We start from the raw sequence: 16,838 nt of genomic DNA on the forward strand, positions 1-16,838 counted from the left end.
GGGCGGTCGCCTTCCGGCGGCCGCCCGTTTTCTATTTCAAGAGGCGGATGCTGGACTGATGCGCGAAGCCGAGCTGTTGCAGCGCCTGCTCTATCGCGACGGGCTCTGCCTGATCATCGACAAGCCCGCGGGCCTGCCGGTCCATGCCGGCCCCGGCGGCGGCGACAATCTCGAGAAGCATCTCGATGCTTTGCGCTTCGGCTTGCCGCATCCGCCCGCCCTAGCCCACCGGCTAGACCGCGACACCAGCGGCTGCCTGGTACTCGGCCGCCATCGCAAGGCGCTGTCGCGGCTCGGCAAGCTGTTCCAGGGCGGCGGGGTCGAGAAGACCTATTGGGCGGTGACGTCGGGTGTGCCCGCGGAAGCGGAAGGCGTGATCGACCGGCCGCTGAAGAAGGTCACCAACCGGACCGGCGGCTGGAAGATGGTGATCGACCCGGAAGGCCAGGCCTCGGTCACCGAATATCGCGTGCTGGGGACCGGCGATGGCCCCTCGGGACAAAGACTGGCTTGGATCGAGTGCCATCCGAAAACCGGCCGGACGCACCAGATCCGCGTGCATCTGGCGGCGCTCGGCGCACCGCTGCTGGGCGACCCGCAATATGGCGACAAGACGCCGGGCGAGCGCCCGCTGCATCTCCTGTCCCGCGCGGTCTCGTTCAAGCTCTATCCGAAGAAGCCGCCGGTCAGCGCCGAGGCGCCGGTGCCGCCGCATATGCGCGCCGCGCTGAAGGCCTGCGGCTGGAAAGAGTCGGTCAGTTGAACGGCGGCTGCTCGACCGGCTGCATGTTGCGCTCGCGCTTGATCCGGTCATAGGCGTCATTCACCGCCATCGCCCGCCGGGTCGCGAGCTCGATAAAGTCCTGGGGCAGGCCGAGCGCCTGGATATGGTCGGGATGCACCGAGGCGATGGCGCGACGATAGGCCTCGTGCACTTCCTTGTCGCTCGCTTTCGCCGAGACGTCGATGATGTCGTAGGGATCCTTCGTCGCCGTGCGCTCGGCCGCGAACAGTTCGGTCAGGCGCTTGATGGCGTGCTTCTTGTAGATGGTGATGGTGCCGTCGGTGGTTTCGAACGGAATGAACATCCGCTCGTCGTTCAGCATGTCGATGACGCGCATGTCGGGCGCGACGAAGACGAACAGGGTCTGCACCTTGCCGTCCTCGAGCTCGACCTCGACCGCGTATTTGTTGCGCGCCTTCTTCTGCCCGGGGCTGAACATGGCTGCGATCCTAGCCCTTGGCTTTTCCGCCAACCAGATCGATTCCGGCGGCCGGAATCGGCGTCATTACCAGCACAGCCCGATATAGCGGCCGCCGGCCTGCGCCGCGGCGGGCAGGCGCACCAGGTCGATCACGGTCTGCTCGGGCCGCAGCTTCGGGAAGGACGCGCCGCCGAGATCGGAATGGGTGACCACGATGGTGTCGCCATGCGCCGCCACCGCGTTCAAGTCGTCGGTCAGCCGCTCCGAGAGATGCGGGATATGCTGCTGGATGTAGGAGAGGTTCGAGCCCATCAGCTTGGCGTAGTTGACGTTGGCGTCGAAGATCTTGAGGTCGTAGCCCTTGCCGAACAACCGCTCGGCCAGGCCGACCGCCGGGCTCTCGCGCAAATCATCGGTGCCGGCTTTGAAGGAGAGGCCGATCAGCCCGACCTTGCGGCTGCCGGCATTCATCACCAGCTCGGCGACGTTCTGGATGCTGAGCTCGTTCGATTCCGAGAGCGCGTTCAGCATCGGCAGATGGAGATCGCGGGCCCGGGCCCGGTAGCGCAATGCCCGCAAGTCCTTCGGCAGGCAGGAGCCGCCATAGGCGAAGCCCGGCCTGAGATAAGCGGTCGAGATGTTGAGCCGGCGGTCGGCGCAGACGATTTCCATCACCTTGTGGCTGTCGATGCCGTGGGCCTTGCAGAGCGCGCCGATCTCGTTGGCGAACACCACCTTGGTCGCGTGCCAGGCGTTGTTGGCGTATTTGACCGCCTCCGCGGTGCCGAGGTCGGTGACATGGACCTGGCCGGGCACGTCCTTGTTGATCTCTTTCAGCACGCGCTCGGTCTCCGGGTCGGACACGCCGAAGATCACGGCGCCGGCCTCGCGGTAGTCGCGGATCGCCGAGCCTTCGCGCAGGAATTCCGGGAAGATCGCCAGGCCGAAATCGCTGTCGGCGCGCTTGCCGGAACTCCGCTCCAGCGCCGGCTTCACCACCTCGGCCATTGAGCCTGGCAGCATGGTCGAGCGGATGATGACGACGTGGAATCCGCTCTTCTTCGCCAGCACCGCGCCGATGCTCTCGCAGACGCGTTCCACCTGGGTGAGATCGAGGTTGCCGTTGCCGAGGCTGGGCGTGCCGACACAGACCAGCGAGGCGGCGCTGCCCATCACCGCCTCGGAAGCGCTGGTGGTGGCCCGCAGCTTGCCGCTGCGAGCACCCTCGCGCACCAGCTCGGCGAGGCCGGTTTCGACGATGGGTGCCACGCCGTCGTTGATCATCTTGGCCTTGGCAGGATTGGTATCGACCGCGACGACGTCATGGCCGTCGGCCGCCAGGCAAGCCGCGGACACGGCGCCGACATAGCCGATGCCAAAGACCGAAATGCGCATTCAGACCCCGAAAGAATATTGATGTGCCGATATTCGGCGGGACGCCGCGACCTGTCTAGAAGGCATTCTTCCCGAAGACGCAGGCGGCGCTGGTCATGGCCAGGATCTTCAGGTCCAGCCACAGCGACCAGTGGTCGATGTAGTAGAGATCGTAGGCGATCCGCGACTTCAGCGCCTCGGCGGTGTTGACCGCGCCGCGATGCCCCTTCACCTGCGCCAGGCCGGTGATGCCGGGCTTCACCCGATGGCGGAAGGCGTATTCGGCGACGATCTCATAGTTCAACCGATCATCGACGCGCATCTGCAGCGGCAGCGGACGCGGGCCGACCAGCGACATGTCGCCCCTGAGGACGTTGATCAGCTGCGGCAGCTCGTCGAGGCTGGTCCGCCGCAGCAGGGCGCCGAACGGGGTCACGCGCGGGTCGTTGCGCTCGGTCTGGCGCCGGCCGCTCGGATCGTGCAACTCGGCGCGCATGGTGCGGAATTTAAGCACCTGGAAGACCCGGTTGCCGAGGCCGTGGCGCTCCTGGCGGAAGAACACCGGGCCGGCGCCGGAGAGCTTCACGCCCAAGGCCAGCGCCAACAGCAGCGGCGCCAGCAGCAGCAGCAACAGCGCCGCCAGCGACCGGTCGAACAGGTCCTTGACGAAGCGTTGCGAGGCGCGCAGCGGGCGTTGCGCCAGCGAGCGCATCTGCAGGCCGGCCATTTCCGCGGTGGTGGAATCCGGCACGCGGAAGCCGACCAGGTCCGGCGCCAGCGCGATATCGACCGGCAGCTGCTTCAGCCGCTGCAGGATAGCGAGCAGCCGCTCCTCGGCATGATGCGGCAGGGCGATGATGATCTTGTCGATCGGCGCGCGGCGATAATATTCGAGGAGATCCTCGGTGGTGCCGCAGATGAGATGCGAAAGCCCGACCCGGTCCGGCCCGCGGCCGCGGCGATCATCGAACAAGCCGACCACCTGCACCACGTCGTCGGCATTCGCCTGCAGCCAATCGACCAGGCGCTGCGCCGGCTCGCCCGAGCCGACGATCGCGACGCGATGCCCGGTGAGGCTCGCCTGGTGCCAGCGCTGCACCACGGGTCGCGCCAAGACCTGCGAGACCAGCGCGCCGCAGCCGCTCCAGGTCGCCCAGGCGAGCAGCCAGGAGGTGACCGGATGCGCTGCCTGTGCGTCGCCGGTCAGCACGCGGCAGATCAGCAGCAGAGCGAGGACCGGGCCGGCGACGCAGATCAGGCTCAGCGCGAGCTGCGCCGGCATCGAGCGGCGCATGATCTTCAGGCCGTCATGAATGTCGAAGGCGCGCGCCGCGGCGAAGAAGAAGGCGACGGCGAGACAGAGCGCGAGGCCGGTCTGCATGGTCGCCGCGCCGTCCGCCGTCAACAGGCCGCCGCGGCTCGCAATCAGCAAGCCCGGCACCGCGAACAGGCCGATGTCGAGCATCAGGAACAGCAGGCCGAGAATCGGGGGCTCGATATAGAATCGCGCGGACGGGGCCTGAGCAACGTCTCCCACCCGACGCTTCTGCGTCGCCTGTAGAAACGACCCCTCCATCCCAGCCAACTCCCTACACCCAATGCGCCGAAGCCCCGATGCGGCTTGTTCTTCGGCAAAACTCCCGGCCGCGCGACGGACTGAACCAGCTTCCAATGGCTAACGATTTAGACCAACACGCCAAAGCGGGGTGTGATCCTCCCGTGAACGAAACTCGCATACCATAATGTATCGCATCGTGGAATCCGTCTCCGCCGGCCTCCCCGCCCGGATACTGGACGCCTATGCTGTCCGCGAAGACACACGAGCGAAGCGTGCCATTCCTGCGCTTCCCCGCAGAGATTTCCGTCCCGGCGGAAGCATGTGTTTTCGTTAAGGAATCTGCGGCAAAACGGGTACAAAGGGCGGCAGCGCAGCCGGGTATCCGCGCGCCGCGCCGGCTTGGCCGGGCGGGAGCGCGTCCGGGTAGATCAGCTTGGGGAGATCAGCTTGAGCACTTTGCCTTCGGTTCGGGAATTGTTGGCCGCGGTGTTCCGCAATGTGCGGTGGATCGCGCTTGCATTGATCGCGCCGCCGGTGATCGCCGTGATCCTGGCCTTCGCGCTGCCGAAGGTCTACCAGGCCGACGCGAAGCTGCTGATCAAGCCGGGTCGCGAGTTCATGCCGGCGGCAAGCATGGGCCAGAACGAGTTCGCGCTGCCCTCCTCCTCCATGGCCGAGATCGTGAAGTCCGAGGTCGAGATCCTGAACAGCAAGGATCTCGCCGAATCGACCTTGAAGGCGGTCACGGTGGCCAACCTCTACCCCGATCTCGCGGGGGCGCCGGCGGACGTCGCGCTGGAACGCGCGGTCACCCGCTTCGAATCCCAGCTTCGAGTCGACCCGATCGACCTTTCGACCGTGGTGAATGTCGGGTTCCGTAGCGAGAATCCGGCGACCGCGACCCAGGTGCTGACGGCGCTGCTGGCCGATTTCCAGGCGCGGCACGTCAATGTCTACAGCACGGGTCAGATCCAGCCGATCCAGGAGCAGATCGCCGCCAAGCAGAAGGACCTCGAAGGGCTCGACGCCCAACGCATCGCCTACCAGAACCAGACCGGCGCCTTCTCGATTCCCGAGCAGCGCGCCAGCCTGATCACCCAGCGCGCCGCGGTGCAGACCCTGCTGCACGACGCCGAGATCAAGGAAAGCGCCCTGGAGCAGCAGGTCGCCTTCCTGAAGAAGAGCAAGGCCAACACGCCGAAAATGGCGGCGCTCGAGAGCGAGACCGATCCCACTTCGCAGACCTCGAGCGAGGCGCTGCAGCAGCTGATGGCGCTCCGCCAGAAGGAGCAGGAGATGCTGGAGCGCTACCAGCCGACCGCGCCGGCCATGGTGCAGATCCGGGCGCAGATCGCGCAGGCCGAGCAGTTCGTGAAGCAGGCGCAGTCGCCGAGCTCGACCAAGACCCGGACCGGCGCCAACCCGCTGCTGGCCTCGATCGACCAGCAGCTGCTGACCGCCCAGTCGGAGCTGACGCCAATCACCTCGCAGATCGAAGGCTACAAGAGCCAGATCGCCGCTTTCGACGGGCAGCTGAAGCAACTGCAGGAGAGCGAGCTCGAGGTCAACAACCTGGAGCGCCAGATCCAGAGCCTGACCGCCGACCTGCAGACTCTCAGGACCAACCTGGAGCAGGCGCGGCTGGCCGAGAACATGGATCAGGCCAAGGTCTCCAGCGTCTCGATCATCGACGCGCCGCGACTGGAGCCCCGCCCGGTCTTCCCGAAGAAGACCTTCTTCGGCCTTGCCGGCATTGCGGTCGGCCTGGTGATCGCCGGCCTGATCGCGCTGATGTCGCTCTCCTTCGGCAACACGATCATCACGGTCGAGGGCGCGGAACGGATCTTCAGCGTGCCGGTGGTCGCGGCCCTGCCCGACCTGAAGCCGCTGCCGGCGAAGTAGTTTCCGCAGGTCCGCAGAGACGAGGCCCGATTGGACATCGGTTGGTATCTCCGCCGCCTGCGCCGGATGTCGGTCGCCGAGATCGCCTGGCGCATGCGCACAGCCGCGATTCAGCAGGCCTGGCGCTTCGTCACGCCGGGCGGTCCTGCCGTCGGCGCCATCGCCTGGACCAGCGCGAAGCTGCCCGCCTTGGATAGTGTCGACACCGCCGCGCAGCAGCGCTTGCTGGCCGCTGCGGAAGCGATCCTGGCCGGAAAGTGGGATGTGTTCGGCCGCAACTTCGACACCGCGCCGCGTGATCCGGATTGGCATCGCGACGTCCGCACCGGCATCCGCTCGGACCCGGAGCAGTATTGCTTCGCCGTGCCCTATCGCGATCCCAAACAGGTCGGCACGGTCAAGTATGTCTGGGAGCCGTCGCGGCTGCATCACGTGACGCTGCTGGCCGCGGCCTATCGGCTCTCCGGCGCGGCGCGTTTCGCCGAACACGCGGCGGCGCATCTCCAATCCTGGTGGCGGGCCAACCCGCCGCTGAAGGGCATCCACTGGCTGAGCGGCATCGAGATCGGCATGCGGCTGATCGCCTTCGTCTGGGCCCGGCGGCTGCTCGCCGACTGGCCCGGCGTCGAGGCGCTGTTCGAGCGCAACCCGGGCTTCCTGCTGCAGCTCCACCAGCATGAGCGCTGGCTGGCGGTGCTGCACAGCCGCGGCTCCTCAGCGAACAACCATCTGATCGCCGAGGCGGCCGGCCTGTTCATCGCCGCGAGCGCCTTTTCCGGCACGCCGCAGCAGTCACGCTGGGCCAACCTCGCCGCCGGCATCCTGGAGCAGGAGGCGATCACCCAGACCTTCGCGGACGGCCTCAATCGGGAGCTGGCCTTCGGCTATCACGGCTATTTCCTCGGGCTGCTGCTGCTGGCGTTGGCCGAAGGCGAGGCCGCCGGGCGACCGCTCTCCGACGATTTCCGGCGCGTCGTCACGCGGATGGCGGATGCGCTGGCCGCGAACCTCACCCCGGATCTCCAGGCCCCGCGCCAGGGCGACGGCGACGATGCCGTCGCGCTGATGGCGGATGCGCCGGAGACGGGACCCTGGGCGCCGCTGCTGGAGCTCGCCGCGGCCCTGCTCGGTCCCTGCGACTGGTGGCCGAAGGCCTCGGGGCGCTTTGTCCTCGCGAATGTCGTGGGGCCGCTCGCCCCGCATCGGCAGCGCGACGATTTGCGGATGGCCAGGCGACCCAACAGCTTCAAGGAAGCCGGCGTCACCTTCCTGCGCACCGCCGACGATGCGATTTCGGTGCGGGTCGATCACGGACCGCATGGCTTCCTTGCGACCGCGGCCCATGGTCATGCCGACGCACTCGGCTTCGAGCTAGCGATCGGCGGGCGGCCGGTGCTGGTCGATCCCGGCACCTATTGCTACCAGGGCGAACCGGAATGGCGGCACTATTTCCGCTCGACCGTGGCGCATAACACGCTGGAGATCGCCGCCGCGGACCAGGCGGTGCAGGCCGGTCCCTTCCTCTGGTCGACCCAGCCGACGAGCTGGGTTGAATCCCAGAGCGGCATCGACGCCGGCGACCAAGCCGAGCTCACCGTCGCCCATGACGGCTATCGCCGCCTCGAGGCCAAGGCCACGCATTTCCGCCGCTTCGCCTTGGATCGGCGCGCGCAGGCGCTCACCATCACCGACCGGATCGAGGCCGCGGCGCCCGTGCCGGTGCGCCTCGCCTTTCACCTGCATCCCGAGGTGCAAGCCGTGCTCGCAGGCCATCGGGCGGAGCTGCGTTGGCTGGGCGGCGCCGCGGTCATCGATCTGCCGGAGCAACTGTCATGGGCGCTTCACCGCGGCGAAGAGCAGCCGCCGCTCGGCTGGTTTTCGCCGGCATTCGGTGAGAAAATACCGGCGGGTGCGTTGATCGGATCGGGCGAGATGTCTGCAGGGGAAAGCCTCGAAACCAGGCTCGCGAACGGTGCCGCCGAAGCGCCGCGCGCGGCCGTCGGCGTGAAGGAGTTCCCGGCTTGAACCGTAACAACCGCGTCCTGATCGTGGTCCAGAACCTGCCGGTGCCGTTCGACCGCCGGGTCTGGCTCGAAGCGACCACGCTCGCCAGGCACGGCTACCGGGTCAGCGTGATCTGCCCGAAGATGCGCGGCTTCAACGCCGGCCGCGAGACCCTCGAGGATATCGAGATCCATCGCTATCCGCTGCCGATCGACGCCCAGGGCAAGCTCGGCTTCGTGCTGGAATTCCTCTGGTGCTTCCTGGCGACGTCGCTGCTGAGCTTGAAGGTGCAAATCGCCGGCCGCGGCTTCGACGTGCTGCATGTCTGCAACCCGCCGGAGACCTATTGGCCACTGGCCTGGTTCTGGCGCGCCTTCGGCAAGCGCTTCATCTTCGACCACCACGACCTCTCGCCGGAGATGTTCGCGGTCAAATTCGAGCGACCGGCAACGCGCGAAGAAGGCGGCGCGCTGTTCAAGGCGCTGCTGTTCCTGGAGCGGATGACCTTCCGGGCCGCGCAGATCGTGATCACCACCAACGAGAGCCACAAGCGCATCGCCGTCGCGCGCGGCGGCAAGCGGCCGGAGGACGTGTTCATCGTCCGCTCCGGCCCGGATCTCTCGCGCTTCAAGGTCTATGAGCCGGACCCGAAGTGGCGCAACGGCAAGCCGTTCCTGATCGCCTATCTCGGCGAGATCTGCAAGCAGGACGGGGTCGATCACCTGGTGCGCGCGGTGAAGATCCTGCGCGACGAGCTGAAGCGGACCGACGTGCATTGCATCTTCATGGGCGGCGGGCCGCACCAGAAGGCGATCGCCGACTATGCGGTCGAGATCGGCGTGCAGGAGCTGTGCACCTTCACCGGACGGGTCAGCGACGAGGATCTCTGCCGGGTGCTCTCGACCGCGGATATCGGCATCGATCCAGATCCGAAGAATGCCTGGTCGGACCAGAGCACGATGAACAAGGTGATCGAGTATATGTTCTTCGGCCTGCCGGTGCTCTCCTACGACCTGCACGAGACCTGGGTCTCGGCGGGCGACGCCGGGATGTTCGTGACCGCCAACGATGAGCGTGCTTTGGCGCAGGGCATCGTCGACCTGCTGGACGATCCGGCGCGCCGCCAGCGGCTCGGCGCCGTCGGCCATGCCCGGGTGCGCGCGGTGCTGGCCTGGAACTATTCGGTGCCGCCGCTGCTGGCCGCCTATCGCGCGGTCTTCGGCGACCGGACGGCCGCCGTCGCCGGGCCGGAGCCGGCCAGCGTGGAGGCCGAGCCCTGATTCCCTTTCGCCTCTCCCTCGGCCAGTGGTCGCCGGTCATCCGCCGCATCGATCGGCGCGGCGAGATCGCCATCACCTTCGACGACGGGCCGGATCCGGCCACCACGCCGCATCTCATCGCGGCACTCGAAGCGGCCGGCGCCAAGGCCAGCTTCTTCCTCTGCGGCCTGCGCGTCGCGCAGCATCCCGGGCTGGTCGCGGCCCTGGTCGCCGCGGGACACACGGTCTATGCGCATGGCTGGGACCACCAGCGCTACAGCCCGGCGCAGGCCGATGAAGCAGCGCAAGCGATGGCGCGCACCGAGACGCTGCTTGAACAGCATCGGCCGACGCCCGGCACCTATCTCATCCGCCTGCCCTACAATGCCGGTTTGCGCGATGCCGCGATCCACCGCGCGATGCGGCGCTTCCATCCCGACGTCCAGTTCGCCTGGTGGAGCCATGCCATCGCCGACTACCGGATCGCCAGCCAGCCGAGGTCCGAAGCGGAGATCCGCGCGGCCTGCGCGGACACGACCGCGCGACTGATGGAGTCCCGCGACCTCGAAGGCGGCATCCTGCTGCTGCACGACGCCGCGATCACCGAGCCGCAGGAGAGCGCCATCGCTGCCACGCGCCTGCTGCTGCCGGGCGTGCTGGCGGCGCTGAAGCAACGCGGGTTGAAGGGTGTCAGCCTGCAGCCACGGGCGACCACCTCGCCTGCGGGACGCTTCATCTTCCGCTCGGCGGAACCCTTGACGATCCAGCCTAGTTTCGCGGCATAGCTTCGCGCCAGGTGGCGGCGAGCTTTTCCATATAGGGCGAGAAATCGAGATTCTGCGCGAAGAAGCTGCGTGCATTGCTGCCGAGTTGTCGGCGCAAGGCGGGATCGGCGATCAGACGCTGCAAGGCCGCGGCCAGCGCTTCCGCATCGCCGACGGGAATCATCAATCCTTCGACGCCGTCATTGAGGATGTCCGGCGTCGAGCCGACCGGGGTCGAGATGACCGGCAGGCCCCAGGCGAAGGCCTCGACCACCGCCATCGGCAGACCCTCGGCCTCCGAAGGAAGCACCAGCAGCGCCGCGCGCGCGAGATGCGCATGCGCCTCGGCTTCGCCGAGCCAGCCGGGGAAACCGACCCGCGCGCTCAAGCCCAGGCGCTCGACCTCGGCACGATAGGGCGCTGCATCGCCGTCACCGGCGATCACCGCGCGCCAGTCGAGGCCGGTTTGCGCCAGAAGGCCGAGCGCCTTGATCAGGACCGGAACGCCCTTGCGTTCGCCCAATCGGCCGAGAAAGAGGATTTCCGGCGGCACCGCTTCCGGCGCCCGCGGCGGCCGGGCGGCGCTGGCATTCGGCAGCACCAGGATGCGCGCTTCGGTGAGATGGAAAGTCTCGGCGACGAAGTTCCGCCAGACGCTGCCCAGCACGATCACGCGGGCGGCGTCATGGAACATGCGGTCGATCTGCGCGCGCTGAAAGGCGCCGACGCCGCGGTGGTATTCGTGGAACAGCGCGCCATGCAGATGGATGACGGTGGCATGGCCGAGCCTTGTCGCGAGCCAGCTGAGGAACAGCTTGCGCAAGGTGCTGCCCATCGAGGCGAGATTGACGTGGCAGAGGCAGCGTCCGCGCGCCAGGCGATACCAGATGAGCGCGAGCGCCGCGGCGGCGCAGTAAAGCGCCGAGAGCAGGATATGCCCCTGACCGCGGGTGGTGAGGAACTTGACCTCGAGGTCGGGTGCGGCCGCGGCACAGCGGCGGCGAATCTCGTCCATCAGGCGGTCAATCCCGCCCATGCCGCCGCGCCCGAGCGGCGTCAGGACCAGGACGGTCCGGCGCAGGCTCATGCGCGCGCGAGATTGCTGATGAAGACCGGCGCCTTGCCGTTGGCCAGGCGGTGCGGCGTGTCGCGCACCTCGACCCGCACTTTCACCGAGCGCGGCGCCCGCTGATAGAAGTTGTGGCGGATGACTTCGAGCGTGTTCTCGGAGAACTTCCCGTTCGGCACCACCACCACCACCGCGGCGTCGAGCGATTCCTGAATGAGCTGCACTGTCGCCGCCCCGGTCACGCCGAGCGGCACCTGGTCCATGGTGTAGATCCGCGAGCCGTCGGCCAGCAGGAAATAGTCGGTGGTGCGGCCTTCGATGCCGAAGAAGGGATCGAGGCCGAGCGCGATCCGCTCCAGCGCCTCGTCGGATATTCCCTCCGGCAGCAGCGCGATGTCGTCGGTGTCGTAGCGGCGCAGTGGCTGGCTGCGATTCCAGAAGCTGGTGCCGAGGATGCGATAGCGGCCTTCCTCGATCTTCAGGAGCTCCGGATACCCATAGGGGAAGATGAAGCGATAGGCCCCGTCCTCGGTCGAATAGGCGGCGCAGACCCGCTCGGCCATGCCGTAATAGTCGATCAGCGCGGCGCCGAAGCAGTGCTGCACCCGGGCGCGCAGGCCCGGCCGCAGCATCTCCGACGAGGTGATCACCAGCTTCAAGCCGAAGGGCGCGCCGCGCTCGCTGGCGAGATCGGTCAGCAGCTCGAGACTGCTGGGCAGCGCCAGCAGGACATCGGGGCGGAACGCCTGCAGTGCCCGCGCGAAGTCCGGGTAGCGCTTGGCATTGAGATGCATGGAGGAGAGCACCAGGCGCTGCGGCCCGGACTGGCGCCAATAGGGCGGGATCTCGTCATTCGGATCCTTGATGCGGTCGATTCGGAGCACCGCGATCTTGGCACGCGGCAGGTCGATCCCGGCCTTGGCGGCCAAGTGATCGATCATCGCCTGTTCCATGGTCAGCGACTGCAAGGTGCGCACCAGCCGCAGCGGAACGCCGGTCGAGCCGCCGGTGGCGGCATGGGCGACCGGCAGCCAGCCGCGCGCCTGAAAGGCATCGGCCTGGGCCTGCAAGGCTTCCTTGACCAGGACCGGCTGCTCGCCGAGCGGCCGGTCGAGATGGGAGCCGGCATAACCGGGCAGCGCCTTGGCCCAGGCCTGGTTGCGCGCCAGCAGCGCGCTCGCCATGGCACGGCGCTCGGCGAGGGTCGCCGTCTCGCCCTCGGCCAGCAGCCGACGAAAGCCGCGGTAGTAGAGCGGGTTTCTTCGGATCAGGCGATCCGCCAGCGGAATGCTTTTTACGAAGGCACTCATCCATCCACCCTTACCGAGCGGCTCCCCCCGGAGCGCCGATTATGAGCGCCGTTGCCCGCCCGATAATCCGGTCAGAGATATAGTCACTTAGTCCTGCGCCGCACGTCCAAAATGCGGCCGGTGACGAAAAACTGATCGGCCTCACACGCTGGACCGGTTCCGGATAGGGCGCGCCTACTGCGGCTCGGGTGCGGGGGCGGAGAACAGCGGCGCCGAGGGACGATTCTCGTTGGTCTTCAGCGACCGCACGAAGACCACGTCGCCCGGCAGCATCGGGATGTCGTTGCCGGGGTTCACGCCCTGCAGCGCGTCCTGGAGGTTCACCACGGTGACCAGCGGCTTGCCGCCGGTCGAATGGCGCACGATCGTCACGTTGCGGATATCGGCGGTCGGCAGGAATCCGCCGGCCTGGCTGATGATCTGCAGCAGCCGCGCGTTGCCGATCAGCGGGATCTGCGCCGGATTGCGGACCTCGCCCTGGACCACGACGGCGCTGGCGCCGAAGGTCTTCACGATGACCGCGAGGTCGGGGTTCTTCAACTCCTTGGTGTAGATCTTCTTCAGCTCCACGGCCGCCTGGTCGGGCGTCATCCCGGCGATCGGGAAGTCGCCCACCAGCGAGAGCTGGATCTTGCCATCGGGCCGGACCGGCACCGAGGTCGCGTTGTATTCCGGCGTGTAGAAGAAAGTGATGTCCAGCGTGTCGCCCGGCTGGATCTGGTAGCCCTGGCCCTTGACCCGATCATATTCGGCATTGAATTGGTTAATCGTGTTGGTCTTCACCTTCGGCGCGCAGCCGGCGAGACCTAACATCAGAACCGCCAAGACCAGAACAATCGCTTGCCGCATTCGAGCGCCTCGTCTTCGTGCACAGGGTTAATGGAGGTCGTCGCATTCCTCCACCCGGTCCTTTTGCACGCGAAGTCCTCGTTGCACAAGCAGGTGGCGGAAGACCGCAGAGCAAGCACTGTCAGGAACCTGCCATGCGCGGGTGCAGGTTTTCATATTTCCTGCCAATTCACCAGGACCTCGCGAAGAGCGTCACTCAGCCATGCCGCAGCGGCGGATATAACAGCTCTTCACGCACCGGAAGCGGACGTCCTGAGCGCTGCACCATGGTGATAGAAAAGGGGATTAGGGCTGGTTTCGCAGGGCGTTTCTTGACGCCAATACTGGGCTTCGTTAGAAACCTGAGGCTCCTTTGTGTCGTTCCGGGAGTTCCTTGCATCCGCCGGTGGCCATGATCGAACTTGGAACTTCGCCGCTCTCGCGTCAGGCGCCGGCATGTTTTTGTTCCTGAAGCAGATCCCCGCGGCCGAACGGCTGATCAAACGGAATCCGTTTTTCTACTCTGAATTTCGCCAGGCCCTCGAGGAGATGGAAGGCGCTGACCTCGAGACACGGCGCGCCATGGCGGAGAAGCTGCGCGCGCGGGTCGCGCGCTGGGCCGCCCGCCTGCCGGGCTATCGCGACTACAATTTCTCACGGCCGTTCAGTGAATGGCCGCTGTTGTCCAAGGCCCGGCTGCAGAACGAAGCCGGGGATTTCCAGCGCCGCACCCTGGTCCCCCAGGTCGATGTGGCGACCAGTGGAACCACCGGCCAGCCATTGCGTTTGAAGCGTTCGATCCAGTCCCTGGCAATTGAGCAGGCGATGTTCGATTGGATGGCCGCGAAAGTCGGCCTCGATTACGGCAACAGCCGGATCGCCGTGCTGCGCGGCGACGAGGTGAAAGACCCGAACGACCCCGCACCGCCCTACTGGGTCGATGTCGGGCGCAACAAGGTCATCTTCTCCTCGGTGCATCTCAACAACAGGACCTTTCCGCATTACGAGCGCAAGCTGCAGGAATTCCAGCCGGAGATCCTGACCTGCTACCCGAGCAGCCTCGAGCTGCTGACGCATCTCGCCGAGCCGAGAAACTCCTCGATCGGCTTCAAGCTCTGCATCACCTCATCAGAGACCCTGGGCGCCGGCCTGCGCGAGCGTGTAAAGCGCGTCTTCGGGGCGCCGCTGCTGGACTATTACGGCCAGACCGAGCGCAGCTGTGCGGCCTACTCGCTCGAGGACGGGGTCTACCGCTTCATTTTCCCCTACGCCTATCCCGAGCTCATTCCCGGACCTGACGGCAAGTGCGGCATCGTTGGCACGCCGTTCTGGAATCGCGCCCAGCCGCTGGTGCGCTACGACATCGGCGACATCGCGGTGCTGCCCGAGGCCGCCGCGGAGAGCGAGGGCGAACGAGAGAAGATCTCACTCGGCTTCTCCACCTTCAACGGCATCGAAGGCCGGCGCTCGGACTGCCTGAAGCTGGCCGATGGATCGCGGGTTTTCGGTCTCGACCGCGTGCCCTCGGGCGTCGATGGCGCGGCCTCGGTGCAGATCGTCCAGCTCGACCCGGCCGCGGTGCTGATGGTGGTGGTGCCGAACGCCCAATACACCGAAGAGACGCTCGCGATCCTCAAGCGAAAGTTCTATCTCAAAGTGCCGCACCACGTGGACCTCCGCATCGACATCCGCGAATCCCCCTACCGGCTGGCCAGCGGCAAGGCGCCGGTTTTCATCAGCCAAGTCCAAGAAACCGCTTGCTGATTTCACTTTTGTGCAGTGCAATAGACTGCATCCTGTAGCGTTTGTAAGCTATGTGACCACCCTTCATCCAGACCGGAAAGGATGACCGTGTCCCAACAGAATCCGCGCCAGACCGTGCGCCCCGTGCCGCCCGTCATTCCGGTGATCCTCGCCGGCGGCGCCGGCAACCGGCTCTGGCCGCTCTCCCGCCAGGAATACCCGAAGCAGCTGATCGCGCTCATCGGCGACCGCTCGCTGGTCCAGGATACGGCGCTGCGCTTCGCCGATCGCAGTCGCTTTGCCGCACCCTTGGTCATCACCAGCGAGGCGATCCGCTTCACCATCGCCGACCAACTGCAGGCGGTCGATGTGGCGCCGCTGGCGCTGGTGCTGGAGCCGGTCGGCCGCGGCACCGCGCCCGCGGTCGCGATCGCCGCGCTGCTCGCGCTGGAAGAGCATCCCGATGCGACCATCGTGGTGGCGCCCTCCGATCACGCGATCCGCGACGTCGCGGCCTTGCATGCCGCGCTCGACATCGCGGTGGCGGCCGCGCGCCAGGGCTTGCTGGTGACCTTCTCGATCCCGCCGTCACGACCGGAGACCGGCTACGGCTATATGGAGCACGGCGCCGGCGTGGCCGGCGTCGATGGCGCCTTTCGGGTCGCCTCCTTCGTCGAGAAGCCGGATGCCGCGCGCGCCGAGGCGATGCTGCGCGGCGGCCGGCATTTCTGGAACAGCGGCATGTTCGTGTTCGGCGCAGCCTTCTTCCTGGCCGAGCTCGCCCGCCACGCGCCTGAGATTCTCGAATCCGCCAAGGCCTCGCTCGCCGGCCGTACCGCCGATCTCGATTTCCTGCGGCTCGACGCCGACGCCTTCGGCAAGAGCCCGTCGGATTCGATCGACTATGCCGTGATGGAGCGCACCGACCGCGCCGCGACAGTGCCTTTGCGCGCCGGCTGGTCCGACGTCGGCGCCTGGTCGGAACTCTGGACCATCTCGGAACGCGACCAAGACGGCAATGCGATGCGCGGCGATGTCGTGCTGGAGGATGCGAAGAACTGCCTGGTGGTGAGCGACCGGCAGCTGACCACCCTGCTCGGCGTCGAGAATCTAGCGGTCGTCGTCACCGACGATGCGGTGCTGGTCTCCGACCTCACCAAGGCCCAGGACGTGAAGAAGCTGGTCGCGAGGCTGAAGGAAGCCAATCGCGACGAGGTGCAAAACCACAAGGTCGTGCATCGCCCCTGGGGCTACTACCAGGGCCTCCATGACGGCGACGGATTCCAGGTGAAGCGGCTGACCGTGAAGCCGGGCGGCCGGCTCTCGCTGCAGAAGCACTTCAAGCGCTCGGAGCATTGGACCGTCGTTGACGGCATCGCCACGGTGACGGTCGGCGACAAGACCTTCCCGCTCGCGGCCAACGAGGGGGCCTATATCCCAGTCGGCACGCAGCATCGGCTGGAGAACAAGACCGACAAGATGATGACCCTGATCGAGGTCCAGTGCGGTTCCTACCTCGGCGAGGATGACATCATCCGGCTCGACGACGTCTACGGCCGCAAGGACGAGGCGCCCGCCAAGGCCTAAGTTCTTCGGCCTAGGTTCTGTACTCATAAAGGGGATTCCCGCGAAGTCAGGATTGTGATTCAAACTCCCTAGACGAAAGGGAGTTTGGTCATGGCTCGCTTTGATTTATCAGACCGGGAGTGGTCGATCATCGCGCCGTTGCTGCCGAACAAGCCGCGCGGCGTGCCACGGCAGGACGATCGCCGGATCCTGAATGGCATCTTCTACATCTTGCGGACCGGTTCACCGTGGCGGG

14 protein-coding genes are annotated in these 16,838 nt (G+C 66.6%); 8 read left to right on the forward strand and 6 right to left on the reverse strand.

Annotated elements, in window-relative coordinates; genetic code table 11:
- Positions 1 to 58: 58 nt before the first annotated feature.
- Entirely contained in the window at positions 59 to 763 is a 705-nt protein-coding gene (locus ACH2CY_RS23470) for an RluA family pseudouridine synthase (protein ID WP_395022143.1), read from the forward strand.
- On the opposite strand, the gene ACH2CY_RS23475 is transcribed toward ACH2CY_RS23470, so the two are convergent.
- The 3 genes from ACH2CY_RS23475 to ACH2CY_RS23485 form a co-directional block, all read right to left on the reverse strand.
- Positions 756 to 1,223 (reverse strand): DnaJ family molecular chaperone, encoded by a 468-nt coding sequence (locus ACH2CY_RS23475; protein WP_395022145.1) that lies wholly within the window; start codon positions 1,221 to 1,223, stop codon positions 756 to 758. The two genes, ACH2CY_RS23470 and ACH2CY_RS23475, sit on opposite strands and share 8 nt — an antisense overlap.
- A gap of 66 nt (positions 1,224 to 1,289) precedes the next feature.
- Positions 1,290 to 2,600, reverse strand: a complete 1,311-nt coding sequence (locus tag ACH2CY_RS23480) for a nucleotide sugar dehydrogenase (protein WP_395022146.1) — start codon at positions 2,598 to 2,600, stop codon at positions 1,290 to 1,292.
- Positions 2,601 to 2,655: 55 nt separating this feature from the next.
- On the reverse strand, positions 2,656 to 4,116 hold the full coding sequence (locus ACH2CY_RS23485) for an exopolysaccharide biosynthesis polyprenyl glycosylphosphotransferase (protein WP_395022147.1): 1,461 nt from the start codon (positions 4,114 to 4,116) through the stop codon (positions 2,656 to 2,658).
- Positions 4,117 to 4,584: 468 nt separating this feature from the next.
- Here ACH2CY_RS23485 and ACH2CY_RS23490 point away from each other — a divergent pair, with 468 nt between their 5' ends.
- The 4 genes from ACH2CY_RS23490 (at position 4,585) to ACH2CY_RS23505 (ending at position 10,087) form a co-directional block, all read left to right on the forward strand.
- A complete protein-coding gene (locus ACH2CY_RS23490; RefSeq protein ID WP_395022148.1) occupies positions 4,585 to 6,039 on the forward strand; it encodes a GumC family protein in 1,455 nt (484 codons plus the stop codon).
- A gap of 30 nt (positions 6,040 to 6,069) precedes the next feature.
- Positions 6,070 to 8,064, forward strand: coding sequence for an alginate lyase family protein (locus tag ACH2CY_RS23495; protein WP_395022150.1), 1,995 nt, complete (start codon positions 6,070 to 6,072; stop codon positions 8,062 to 8,064).
- Positions 8,061 to 9,323, forward strand: a complete 1,263-nt coding sequence (locus ACH2CY_RS23500; RefSeq protein ID WP_395022152.1) for a glycosyltransferase family 4 protein — start codon at positions 8,061 to 8,063, stop codon at positions 9,321 to 9,323. The genes ACH2CY_RS23495 and ACH2CY_RS23500 overlap by 4 nt, the downstream gene beginning before the upstream one ends.
- Positions 9,324 to 9,439: 116 nt before the next feature.
- Positions 9,440 to 10,087, forward strand: a complete 648-nt coding sequence (locus ACH2CY_RS23505; protein ID WP_395022160.1) for a polysaccharide deacetylase family protein — start codon at positions 9,440 to 9,442, stop codon at positions 10,085 to 10,087.
- On the opposite strand, the gene ACH2CY_RS23510 is transcribed toward ACH2CY_RS23505, so the two are convergent.
- From ACH2CY_RS23510 to ACH2CY_RS23520, 3 genes are all read right to left on the reverse strand, one after another.
- The gene (locus tag ACH2CY_RS23510) at positions 10,071 to 11,153 is read right to left on the reverse strand and encodes a glycosyltransferase family 4 protein (RefSeq protein WP_395022153.1); all 1,083 of its coding nucleotides are present in this window, start codon (positions 11,151 to 11,153) and stop codon (positions 10,071 to 10,073) included. The genes ACH2CY_RS23505 and ACH2CY_RS23510 overlap by 17 nt on opposite strands.
- A complete protein-coding gene (locus ACH2CY_RS23515) occupies positions 11,150 to 12,445 on the reverse strand; it encodes a hypothetical protein (RefSeq protein ID WP_395022154.1) in 1,296 nt (431 codons plus the stop codon). Before ACH2CY_RS23515 ends, ACH2CY_RS23510 begins: the two co-directional genes overlap by 4 nt.
- A 174-nt stretch (positions 12,446 to 12,619) precedes the next feature.
- Entirely contained in the window at positions 12,620 to 13,258 is a 639-nt protein-coding gene (locus tag ACH2CY_RS23520) for a polysaccharide biosynthesis/export family protein (protein ID WP_395022155.1), read from the reverse strand.
- A gap of 471 nt (positions 13,259 to 13,729) precedes the next feature.
- Between ACH2CY_RS23520 and ACH2CY_RS23525 the strand changes: the two genes are divergently transcribed.
- From ACH2CY_RS23525 to ACH2CY_RS23535, 3 genes are all read left to right on the forward strand, one after another.
- The gene (locus ACH2CY_RS23525; RefSeq protein ID WP_395022157.1) at positions 13,730 to 15,037 is read left to right on the forward strand and encodes an AMP-binding protein; all 1,308 of its coding nucleotides are present in this window, start codon (positions 13,730 to 13,732) and stop codon (positions 15,035 to 15,037) included.
- An 87-nt stretch (positions 15,038 to 15,124) separates the two neighbouring features.
- Positions 15,125 to 16,603: a mannose-1-phosphate guanylyltransferase/mannose-6-phosphate isomerase gene (locus ACH2CY_RS23530; RefSeq protein ID WP_395022158.1), complete on the forward strand. Its 1,479-nt coding sequence runs from the start codon at positions 15,125 to 15,127 to the stop codon at positions 16,601 to 16,603.
- Positions 16,604 to 16,693: 90 nt separating this feature from the next.
- Positions 16,694 to 16,838, forward strand: a 145-nt coding sequence (locus ACH2CY_RS23535; RefSeq protein WP_395019029.1) for a transposase, incomplete at its 3' end; no start/stop codon positions are given.

The organism is Dongia sp. (assembly GCF_041905885.1).
GTDB lineage: Bacteria > Pseudomonadota > Alphaproteobacteria > Dongiales > Dongiaceae > Dongia.

Bases quoted from the DNA above. Each gene is read 5' to 3' on its own strand.
- ACH2CY_RS23470 (WP_395022143.1), top strand. From the start codon at position 59: ATGCGCGAAGCCGAGCTGTTGCAGCGCCTGCTCTATCGCGACGGGCTC.
- ACH2CY_RS23475 (WP_395022145.1), bottom strand. From the start codon at position 1,223: ATGTTCAGCCCCGGGCAGAAGAAGGCGCGCAACAAATACGCGGTCGAG.
- ACH2CY_RS23480 (WP_395022146.1), bottom strand. From the start codon at position 2,600: ATGCGCATTTCGGTCTTTGGCATCGGCTATGTCGGCGCCGTGTCCGCG.
- ACH2CY_RS23510 (WP_395022153.1), bottom strand. From the start codon at position 11,153: ATGAGCCTGCGCCGGACCGTCCTGGTCCTGACGCCGCTCGGGCGCGGC.
- ACH2CY_RS23515 (WP_395022154.1), bottom strand. From the start codon at position 12,445: ATGAGTGCCTTCGTAAAAAGCATTCCGCTGGCGGATCGCCTGATCCGA.
- ACH2CY_RS23520 (WP_395022155.1), bottom strand. From the start codon at position 13,258: ATGTTAGGTCTCGCCGGCTGCGCGCCGAAGGTGAAGACCAACACGATT.
- ACH2CY_RS23525 (WP_395022157.1), top strand. From the start codon at position 13,730: ATGTTTTTGTTCCTGAAGCAGATCCCCGCGGCCGAACGGCTGATCAAA.